This is a genomic window from Pseudoxanthobacter sp. (assembly GCF_036822375.1).
GTDB lineage: Bacteria > Pseudomonadota > Alphaproteobacteria > Rhizobiales > Segnochrobactraceae > Pseudoxanthobacter.
In genome coordinates this window covers 1-10,203 of sequence record NZ_DAISHT010000098.1, presented here as the reverse complement: position 1 = coordinate 10,203, position 10,203 = coordinate 1, and the positions used below count along the sequence as shown (strand labels likewise).

At 68.5% G+C, this 10,203-nt stretch carries 9 protein-coding genes; 4 read left to right on the top strand and 5 right to left on the bottom strand.

Features of this window, described 5'->3' with window-relative positions; all coding sequences use genetic code 11:
- Positions 1 to 121: 121 nt before the first annotated feature.
- The 5 genes from V7067_RS10655 to V7067_RS10635 all read right to left on the bottom strand — a co-directional run bounded on the left by V7067_RS10655 (position 122) and on the right by V7067_RS10635 (position 5,773).
- Positions 122 to 1,771, bottom strand: coding sequence for a GMC family oxidoreductase N-terminal domain-containing protein (locus tag V7067_RS10655; protein WP_334175881.1), 1,650 nt, complete (start codon positions 1,769 to 1,771; stop codon positions 122 to 124).
- 88 nt (positions 1,772 to 1,859) lie between these two features.
- Entirely contained in the window at positions 1,860 to 2,663 is an 804-nt protein-coding gene (locus V7067_RS10650) for an ABC transporter permease (RefSeq protein WP_334175880.1), read from the bottom strand.
- A 13-nt stretch (positions 2,664 to 2,676) separates the two neighbouring features.
- Complete coding sequence (locus V7067_RS10645; protein WP_334175879.1) at positions 2,677 to 3,594, bottom strand: ABC transporter permease; 918 nt, start codon at positions 3,592 to 3,594, stop codon at positions 2,677 to 2,679.
- On the bottom strand, positions 3,591 to 4,688 hold the full coding sequence (locus tag V7067_RS10640) for an ABC transporter ATP-binding protein (protein WP_334175878.1): 1,098 nt from the start codon (positions 4,686 to 4,688) through the stop codon (positions 3,591 to 3,593). Before V7067_RS10640 ends, V7067_RS10645 begins: the two co-directional genes overlap by 4 nt.
- Positions 4,689 to 4,714: 26 nt before the next feature.
- On the bottom strand, positions 4,715 to 5,773 hold the full coding sequence (locus V7067_RS10635; protein ID WP_334175877.1) for an ABC transporter substrate-binding protein: 1,059 nt from the start codon (positions 5,771 to 5,773) through the stop codon (positions 4,715 to 4,717).
- A gap of 276 nt (positions 5,774 to 6,049) precedes the next feature.
- On the opposite strand from V7067_RS10635, the gene V7067_RS10630 reads away from it, so the two are divergent.
- From V7067_RS10630 to V7067_RS10615, 4 genes are all read left to right on the top strand, one after another.
- Complete coding sequence (locus V7067_RS10630) at positions 6,050 to 6,850, top strand: IclR family transcriptional regulator (RefSeq protein WP_334175876.1); 801 nt, start codon at positions 6,050 to 6,052, stop codon at positions 6,848 to 6,850.
- Between the two features lie 110 nt (positions 6,851 to 6,960).
- Positions 6,961 to 7,599: a ThuA domain-containing protein gene (locus V7067_RS10625; RefSeq protein ID WP_334175875.1), complete on the top strand. Its 639-nt coding sequence runs from the start codon at positions 6,961 to 6,963 to the stop codon at positions 7,597 to 7,599.
- Positions 7,600 to 7,735: 136 nt separating this feature from the next.
- Positions 7,736 to 8,869, top strand: a complete 1,134-nt coding sequence (locus V7067_RS10620; protein WP_334175874.1) for an MFS transporter — start codon at positions 7,736 to 7,738, stop codon at positions 8,867 to 8,869.
- A 76-nt stretch (positions 8,870 to 8,945) separates the two neighbouring features.
- Positions 8,946 to 9,986: a P1 family peptidase gene (locus tag V7067_RS10615; RefSeq protein WP_334175873.1), complete on the top strand. Its 1,041-nt coding sequence runs from the start codon at positions 8,946 to 8,948 to the stop codon at positions 9,984 to 9,986.
- Positions 9,987 to 10,203: the final 217 nt, after the last annotated feature.

Below are 10,203 nucleotides of genomic sequence, written 5' to 3'. Positions count from 1 at the left end.
CCGCGCTGACAAAGAAGGCTCCCGGGGCGTGCGCTCCGGGAGCCTTTTTCGTTTAGAGGCGGTATGTCGTGCTTAGGGACGCTATGTCGTGCGGTGCTCAGGCACTGGCCGGCGCGACTTTTCAGCGGGCGTCCTGCAACATCATGTCGGCGGCCTTTTCGCCGATCATGACGGTGGCTGCATGGGTGTTGCCGCGCACCACGCGGGGCATGACGGAGGCGTCGGCAACCCGCAGCCGCGCGATGCCGTGAACGCGCAGGCGCGGGTCCACTACCGCATCGGCCCCGATGCCCATGCGGCAGGTGCCGGCGGCGTGGATATCCGAGCCGGCCTTGTCGCGGATGAAGGCGATCAGATCTGCGTCGCTTTCCGCGGCCGCGCCGGGCTGGATTTCGGCCGTCACGAACGGCTGCATCGCCGCCTGCGCGACAATGCGGCGGACGAGGCGGATGCCGAACAGCATGGCGCGCACGTCATAATCGCTCTGGAAGAAATTGAACCGGATCCGGGGCTTCGCGGTCGGATCCGGGCTCTTAAGGGTGATGTCGCCGCGGGCTTCCGGGGCGACGTGCTCGGGGCTGAAGCTGAAGCCGGAGAAGGGGTGCTGTCGGGCGCCTTTCGCGGTGCGCTCGGCCACACTCCACGCGGCCATGGCCATCTGGATATCGGGCCGGTCGAGGGCGGGATCGCTGCGGGCGAAGCCGCCGACATAGATGCCCGTTTCGGCCAGCCAGCCGGAGCGGAAGAAGGCATAGCGTAGTGCCGCCAGCACCTTGCGCAGCGGGCTGTTGGCCATGTCGTTGACGGTGACCGGCCGGGCGCAGCGATACATGAGCTGGATGCAGGTGTGATCCTGCAGGTTCTGCCCCACTCCGGAGCGGTCGGCGACAGCGGTCAGGCCGGTTGCGGCAAGGTGCGCGGCCGGGCCGATGCCGGAGAGCATCAGCATCTGCGGCGAAGCGATGGTGCCGGCGCAGAGCACCACTTCGCCGGCCGGGGCGAACCAGCGGCGGCCGCCGCTGCGAAACACGACGCCGCGGGCGGCGCCGTCCTCCACCGCGATGCGCTCCACCAGCGCGCCGGTCTCGATGCGCAGGTTGGGCCGGCCGCGGGCCGGGGTCAGGTAGCCGCGGGCCGCGCTCCAGCGCCGGCCGCGACTGATGTTCATCTGGTAATAGCCGAAGCCGTCCTGCTCGGCGGCGTTGAAATCCGGGTTGGGGTCAAGCCCGGCCTGCCGGGCTGCCGCGCACAGCGCCTGCGGCAGCGGCCGGTCGAACGACTGGTCGGAGACCCGCAGCGGACCGCCGGCGCCGTGAAAGGCATCGGCCCCGCGCTGCTGATCCTCCGCCTTGCGGAAATAGGGCAGCACGTCGGCATAGGACCAGCCGCTGCAGCCGGCGGCGGCCCAGTCGTCGAAATCGCGGCGGTTGCCGCGGACATACATCATGCCGTTGATGGACGACGAGCCGCCCAGCACCTTGCCGCGCGGCTGATAGGTGCCGCGGCCGTTCAGGCCGGGTTCCGGCTCGCTCTCATACATCCAGTTGTGGCGGGCATCGGTATAGAGCTTCGAATAGCCCATGGGCAGGTGAATCCACGGGCTGACATCGCGCGGGCCGGCTTCGAGCAGCAGCACCTTGTGCCGGCCGCTTTCGCTGAGGCGCGCAGCCAGCACGCTGCCGGCGGAGCCGGCGCCGACGACGACGAAATCGTAGGGCGCGCCATCGAACGCCGGCGCATCGTCCGGCACGGCGGGAGAACGGGTAACCATCTTCGGGTCTCGTGACTGGCCTGCGCAAAGGCGGAGCAGGGAAGGGCTGCGGGGGCCGGAAGGGCAGGGGAAAGGGAGCGCCGGGCCGTCAGCCGGTGCGGAGGCCGCCGCCGCGACGGATCAGTGCGGCGACCGCGCCGACGGCCAGCGCGATGAGCATGGTGGAGATGGCGGCCACCGTCGGGTCCACCTTGTCGCGCAGCGCCGTGAACATCACTTTCGGCAGCGTGGCGTTGGCCCCGCCGGAGATGAACATCGCCACGACCACCTCGTCCAGGGAGGTGACGAAGGCGAGCAGGCCCGCCGCCACCAGCGCGCCGCGGATCTGCGGCAGGATCACCTGCCGCCAGATCGTCAGCCGGCCGGCGCCGAGGCTCTGCGCGGCGCGTTCCTGATTGGGATCGAAATCGGCAAAGGCGGCGCTCATGATGATGTAGACCACCGGCAGCGCCAGCGCGGTGTGCCCGAGCACGAGGCCGGCGAGGCTGCCGACCAGCCCGACCTGTGCCAGCAGGAAGAACAGGCCGATGGCGATCAGGATGGACGGAATGATCGCCGGCAGCAGCAGCATCGCCCCGATGGCGACCCGCACCTTCACCGGGAAGCGCCGTGCGCCGTGGGCGGCCAGCGTGCCCGCCGGCACCGACAGCAGCACGGTGAGGACGGCCACCGCGAACGAGGTCCGGGCCGCCTGCAGCCAGGCGATGGAGCCCCAGAATTCGCCATACCAGCGCAGCGACAGGTGCTCCGGCGGGAACTGCAGGAAATCGGCATCCGAAAACGACATCGGGATGACGATCAGCGACGGCCCGACCAGAAACACGATCAGGACGATCGCAAAGGTCCAGCCGGCGACGGAGAGCAGGCGGCTTTCGCCAAAACCGGTCAGCATGGTGCGGGCCCCTTCATTTCGCCTGCCACAGGCGGCGGAAGGCGAGGCTGGCGGCCATGAGCGCGAAGGTGGCGACCAGCAGCACCACGCCCACCGCGGCCGCGGCGCCGAAGTTGGAATAGGTGGAAAGGCTGCGTGCGATGCGCATGGAGATGACCTGCACGTTGCCGCCGCCCAGAATGGCGGGCGTCACGTAGAAACCGAGGCTCATGACGAACACCAGCACGGCGCCGGCCACGATGCCGGGCACGGCCAGCGGCAGGAAGACGCGGCGAAAGGCGCGGGTCCGCGAAGCGCCCATGCTGGCGGCAGCGCGCATCAGTCCGGGATCGATGCCGCGCATGGCGCCGATGACCGGCAGCAGGAACACCGGCAGCATGATGTGCGTCATGCCGAGCACGGTGGCGAAGCCGTTGAAGGCGATGGGCAGCGGCTCGTCGATGAGGCCCGCCTGCATCAGCCAGGTGTTGATGAGGCCGTTGCGCTGCAGGATGACCAGCCACGCATAGGCGCGCACCAGCAGCGAGGTCCACAGCGGAAACAGGATGGCCCCGACGAACAGCGCCGCCCTGCGCGCGCTGAGGCCGGCGATGAAGGCGGCCAGCGGCACACCGAACACGATGCAGCACAGCACCGTCTGCAGGCTGACGGAGAAGGTGGTGAGGAAGATGCGGCGGTAACTGACCTGCGCGGCGATGCGCTGGTAGTTCTCCGGACTGAAGCCGCCGGCCGTGCCGATGAGCGACAGCCAGACCAGCCACAGGCACGGCACCACCACCAGCACCAGCACGATGGCGAGGCCGGGGGCGACCGGCAGGGCGGGTATCAGGCGGCGGGCGAGCCGCTGCAACGGGCTTTCCGGCGCCTCGTCCGCCGCCGCGGGGTGGTTCAGCGCCCCGGCGGGCAGCCGGTCGGTGCGGGGGGCGGTCATGCGTCCGGCCTGATGAAATGGAGATCGTCCGGGTTGACGTGGAAGGTGGCGGCGTCGCCGGCCTTCAGACCGGCCACGATGCCGGCTGCCGCGCGCTGGGCGCGGGCGGCGATCTGGTGTCCGTTGCCGAGGTCGATCTGCACCAGCCAGCTGTCGCCCTGAAACACGACGCCATGCACGGTGCCGTTCAGCGCCAGCCCCGGCCCGCCGGCCGGCGGGGCCAGCATCACGTCTTCGCAGCGCACCATCACGCCGGTTGCGCCGGGCGGGGCCGGCGGCAGCCGGCCGGCAAAGACACGGCCCGCCTCCTCGCCCGACAGCACGATCGCCTCGCCGAGGAAACGGGCGACGAACTCGCTCGCCGGCCGGCGATAGATGCGCTCGGGCGTGTCGATCTGCAGGATCTCGCCTTTGCTCATCACCGCGATGCGGTCGGCCATGGTCAGCGCCTCGCGCTGGTCGTGCGTCACATAGAGCGTGGTGATGTTGAGCTTGTCGTGCAGCTCGCGGATTTCGATCTGCATTTCCTCGCGCAGCGACTTGTCGAGGGCGGAAAGCGGCTCGTCCATCAGCAGCACCGGCGGCTGATAGACGATGGCCCGGGCCAGCGCCACGCGCTGACGCTGGCCGCCGGAAAGCGCATCGATGCGCCGGTCGGCAAAGGGGCCGAGCTTGACGGTTTCCAGTGCCTCGATGGCCCGCTCGCGTGCCTCCTCGCGGCGCACGCGGCGCAGCTGCAGCGGAAACATCACGTTCTCGGCCACGCTCATGTGCGGAAACAGCGCGTAGTTCTGGAACACCACGCCGAACCCCCGCGCATTGGCGGGCGTTGGCACGATGTTGCGGCCGCGCACGAGGATGCTGCCGCTGTCGGGCTCCACGAAGCCCGCCAGCGCCATCAGCAACGTGCTCTTGCCGGAGCCGGAGGAACCGAGAATGGCGATGAACTCGCCGGGTTCGACACGCAGGTCGACGTTGCGCAGGGCATGAAAGTCGCCGTAGCGCTTCGTCAGGCCGCGGATGTCGATCGCCTCGCCGGCCTCCCGTTTCAGGAAGGCATGGCGGGCGGATTTCGGGGGTGTGGCAGTCAGCATGGTTCTGTTCCGGCTCCGGCCCGGATTCACTCGGTCATCATTTCCTCGTAGAGCGCCTTGACCTTGTCGTTGTTGTCGGCCCACCAGCCGACATCCTGCACGATCAGCGAGGCGCGGTAATCGGGATGGGTCGGCAGCAGCTTCGCCTTGTCGGCCGGAATGAGGCCGGTCTCGAAGGCCTCCGGCATCACCGGCCCGTAGGTGATGTAGCGGGTCAGCTCGGCCTGCGATTTCGGATTGGACATCGCGGCAATCATCTTCATCGCCAGATCCTTGTGCGGAGCGCCCTTCGGCACGGCGAAGCAGTCGGTGGCGATGATGCCCTGATTGAAGGTGTAATCGGTCTTGCCGCCGGCATCCTTTGCGCTCTGGAAGCGGCCGTTCCAGCCGGTGGACATGTCCACCTCGCCATCCTTCATCAGCTGGGCATGCTGCGCGCCGGACGACCACCACACGGCGATTTCGGGCTTCAGGGCGCGGATCTTGCCGATCGCCCGCTCAAGGCCGGCATCGGTGGACATGACCTTGTAGAGATCGGCGGGGGCGACGCCGTCGCCGAGCAGCGCGACCTCGATCTGGGTTTCGGCATTGCCGCGCATCGCCCGCTTGCCGGGGAAGGCCGCGGTGTCGAAGAAGTCTTTCCAGCTCGCGGGCGCCTTGTCCGGGTAGGTTGCGGTGTTCCAGGCCAGAACGGTGGCGTAGCCATAGATGCCGACGCAGTAGGGGGTGAGGGTGCCCGGCAGGAACTTCGATTTGTCGATGCCGCTGTAGTCGATCGGTTCCAGCACGCCTTCGCGGCCGCCGAGTTCGGCCTCGTAGGCGCTGACGAACACGATATCGGAGGTGACGTTGCCGGCCCCCACCTGCAGGCGCACGGCGGGCAGCCCCTCGTCGGTGGTCTCCTCCTTGACCGTGACGCCGAGCTTTTCGGCCGCCGGTCCCCAGAGCGCGGCGCGGCCGCCTTCCTGCACGCTGCCGCCGGGGGTGAGCACGGTCACCGTCTCGTCGGCCGCAAAGGCCGGTGCGCTCAGGAGTGCGGCAAGGCTGATGCCGGCGCAAAGGCGGGCAAGAGCGGTCTTCATCATCGGTCGATACCCCTCGTCGTGGCCGGGTCGGCGCCCGGTCCGCTGCTCTGTGTGAAGGTGTTGTTTTTATCTCAACGTTTGTTTCCAACACCTACGCATGGGGTTCCGCCCTTGTCAAGGGACGGTCCGCAGCTCCCCGGCGGGCGCGTGCGGATGCGGTGTCGGAAGGCGGCAGAGCGGGCGGAGGCGCTGAAATTGACAGCCTCCCGGCTTCCTGTCTATCAAACCGGAAGCGATCTTATGTTTGATTATATAACAACGACTTCAGGAGGCCATATGCCCAAAGCGGCCAAGACGACCGAGCCTGCGGAAGCCCCGGCCGGGCATATCCAGAGCCTTGAGAAGGGGCTGCGCATTCTGGATGAAATCATTGCGGCGCCGGCACCGGTAAAGCTCGCCGATATCATCAAGAAATTCGACATGGACAAGGCCTCGGCCTTTCGCTTCCTTCAAACGCTTGAATTTCATGGATTTCTCAGAAAAGACAGCGATACGAAGGAATACGATGCCGGAGGGCGGCTTTATTATTGGGCCTCGCGGCTTCGCCAGAAGACCCGGATCATCGACGCCTTCCACGGCCATCTGGAGCGACTCGCCAACATGACCCAGCACACCGCCCATCTGGGCCTGCTGGTCAACGATCGGGTGCTGCTGGCGGACTTTGCCCACTCCAGTTCCATTGTGGCGATCCATCACGCCATCGGCGGTCTGGAGCCGATTCACTCTTCGGCAGCCGGAAAGGCCATCGTTGCCTTTCTGCCGAGAGAGAAGCGCGATGAGATGATCGAAGCGAACGAATTCATCCGCTTTACCGAGCGGACAATCATGACGCGCGAAGAACTGATTCTGGATCTTGAGATGGTTCGCGAGCGCGGATATGCGGTCGATGCCGGCGAATCCTATGGCGGCCTCTATTGTGTTGCGAGACCGGTGATGGATGCTCAGGGACAGCCGTTTGCCTCGCTCGGCATTACCACGGTCACGGCGCTGGTCGGGCGCGATTCCGACCATTTCCGCACCATCATCGGCGCGCTGGAGACGGTCGCCTCGGAGATCAGCCGCGAACTCAAGGGCTGATGCAGCACCGTCTCTCCGCTTGACACGCAACGATTGTTCCTAATAACTCAACATTCGTTGTGTGAATGGATGGCGCCGGCCGCCGCAGGCCGGGCCCGGAGGGTGCTGCGATGAAACGGTGTCTGGTGGTTTCCGGCGGTTACGCGCCGCATCGCCCGCAGGAAGCGGCGGCGCGGCTGGCGGCGCTGCTGCAGCCGGCGATGACGGTGGTGCACGCCGACAGTCTCTCCGCCTACGATGACGAGGATCTGGAGAGCTACGACCTGATCGTGCCGAACTGGACGCTCGGCGAGATGAGCGTGGCGACATCGAAGCGGCTGTGCGCGGCGGTGGCCGCCGGCGTCGGCTTCGGCGGCTTCCACGGCGGCATGGTGGACGGGTTCCGCGATAACGAGCGGTTCCGCTTTCTCGCCGGCGGCGCCTATGCGGCCGAGCCCGGCGGCGTGCGCGATTACACGGTGACGATCACCGCCCCGGAAGATCCGGTGGTCGCCGGCATCGGCGATTTTCCCTACCGCTCCGAGCAATATTATCTGCACGTCGACCCCGCAGTCGAAGTGCTGGCTGCGACCCGCTTCAACGCCGAGCCTTACCCCTGGCTCGACGGGGTGATGATGCCGGTGGTCTGGAAGAAGCGGTTCGGCAGCGGCCGCGTGTTCTTCAGCGCCCTCGGCCATGTGCCGGAAGAATTCGACTGCCGGCCGATGGCTGAAATTCTGCGCCGCGGCCTGCTCTGGGCGGCGCGCTGAGGCCCGCCGGCGGCAGGGCTCCGCACCGCGCTCCCCGTTTCTCTTTTCCCGTGCCTGTCCGGCCGGCTCCGGCCGCCCGCCCCCGTGGCGGGCGGGCAGGGCGGTTGCGCGCCGGGACCGGCTCCGGAAAGCCATCATGCATCCTGCAATCTATGTTCTTGCGGTCACCACCTTCGCGACCGCCACGACCGAGTTCGGCATCGTCGGCATCGTGCCGCGGATCGCGGCCGAGTTCGGCCTGTCGCTGGCGGAAAGCGGCCGCATCGTTTCGGTCTATGCGCTGGCGATGATCTGCGGTGCGGTGGGCATCAATCTCGTCGGCCGCCGCTTCGCCGTGCGCCGCATCATCGTCGTTGCCATCCTGCTGTTTGCGCTGGCCAATCTCTTCTCCGCGCTGGCCTCGGACTATGCCATGCTGCTGGTCGGCCGGGCGTGGTCGGGGCTGTCGCAGGGGGCTGTCTACGGCCTCGGCACCGCCGCGGCGGCCACCATTGCCGAGCGCTCCCATGCCACGCGGGCGGTGTCGGTGGTGTTCATCGGGCCGACGGTGGCGATGGTGCTGGGCGTGCCGCTGGCGGCCATCGCCAGCATCGGCCACGACTGGCGCATCGTGTTCGCCGTCGTCGGGCTGGTGGCCCTTGCCAGCTGCGCGGTGCTGAGCCGGCTGATGCCCGAGACCCGCGGTCTGGCGATCGTGCCGGCGCGGCAGATGACCGGCCTTGCCGGAAACCGCAAGCTGATCGCCATCTACGCCGTCACCATCCTCACCTTCGGCGGCTCGACTATGGCGTTCACCTATTTTCCCACGCTCATTGCACAGGGCGGGGCGGGCGCGGGCTTCTATCTGACGGTTTTCGGTTTCGGCACGGTGGTGGGCAACCTGCTGGCCGGGCGTGTCAGCGACCGGGCGGGATATGCCACGGCGGCCACGCTCGCCATCGTGGGGCTGATCGCGTGCCTGCTGCTGCTGCCGCTGGCGTTGTCGTGGCCGGCCGGGCTGGCGCCGCTGGTGTTCTTCTGGGGCCTGTTCGCCTTCAGCCTGCCGCCGGTGCTGCAGACCGAGGCGGTGATGGTGGCCCGCGCGGAGGGGCTGTCGGCCGCCGCCTCCAGCCTCAACACCGCCGCTTTCAACGTTGGCATCGGCGCGGCGGCGCTGCTGGCCTCGCTGGTGGTGGAGGCGGCCGGGCTGCCGGTCATTCCGCTGGCCGGCGCCGGGCTGGCGCTGGCGGGGCTCGTCGTGGCGCTGTTCCTCCACCGCCGCGCGGGCTGAGGCCGCCCCGGCCTTGTGCCGGGGCCGCTTTGCCGCCACCATCGGCCGCTTGCAAGCGCGGATGATGGATGAACGGATGAAAGCGGGCCCACTCAACCTGATTACGGATGTTCCCGGCATCGAGGTCGGCAACAGCAGCGATGCGACGGTGAAATCGGGCTCGACGGTGGTCACCTCGCCGGCGCCGATGGTGGCCTCCGTCATGGTGCTGGGCGGGGCGCCCGGCACCCGCGAAACCGATCTGCTGGCGCCGGAACAGACCGTGCCGGCCATCGATGCCGTGGTGCTTTCCGGGGGCTCCGCCTTCGGGCAGGACGCGGCATCGGGCGTCATGGCGGCACTGGCCGAAAAGGGCCGGGGCTTTGCCATCGGCCCGGCGCGCGTGCCCATCGTGCCGGCCGCCATTCTGTTCGATCTGCTCAACGGCGGCGACAAGGCGTGGGGGCGCTTCAGCCCCTATCGCGAGCTGGGCTATGCCGCGGCCATGGCGGCAGCGGGCGGGCCGTTCGCCATCGGCTCGGTCGGGGCGGGCACGGGGGCGCTGATAACCGGGCCGGGCGGCTTTCTGAAAGGCGGGCTCGGCTCTGCCTCCGCCGTGCTGCCGTGCGGCGCCACCGTCGGCGCGCTGGTGGCGGTCAATGCGCTCGGCGCGGCGACCATGGGCGAGGGGCCGCATTTCTGGGCGGCGCCGTTTGAAGAGGGCGACGAATTCGGCGGGCTCGGCTGGCCGGCCGGGCCGCTGCCGCCGGCCGTGCCGCGCACCAAGCTCGATGTCATGCTGGAAACGCCGCAGCCGCTCGCCAGCACCACGATTGCCGTCATCGCCACCGACCTGACGCTGACCAAGGCCATGGCACGCCGGCTGGCGGTGGCCACCCACGATGGCTTTGCCCGCGCCCTGTGGCCGGCCCACACCCCGCTGGACGGCGACGCGATCTTCGCCCTTTCCACCGGCCTGCGGCCGGCTCCCGACGATGCGGCCTTCATTCGCCTCGGCGCCGTGGCCTCCGCGGTTATGGCGCGGGCCATTGCCCGCGGCGTTCATGCCGCCACCGCCGCACCGGGCGATATTGCCCCGACATGGCAGCAGATGTGGCCCGCCGCCACCGCCCGCTGACCGGGCTGACGCGGGCGATGGCGGCGGGCAGCCGTCATCGCGGCGTCATCCACAGGCAACGGAGAAAGTTCGCCGGCAGGCGCAAGTTGGCACTTGCAAGGCCCGGCCGATATCAGTAAACCCTGCCTCACCGACGCGGCGGCAACAATGCCGCCCGCCGATGGCAGGCGCCCGTAGCTCAGCTGGATAGAGCACCAGACTACGAATCTGGGGGTCA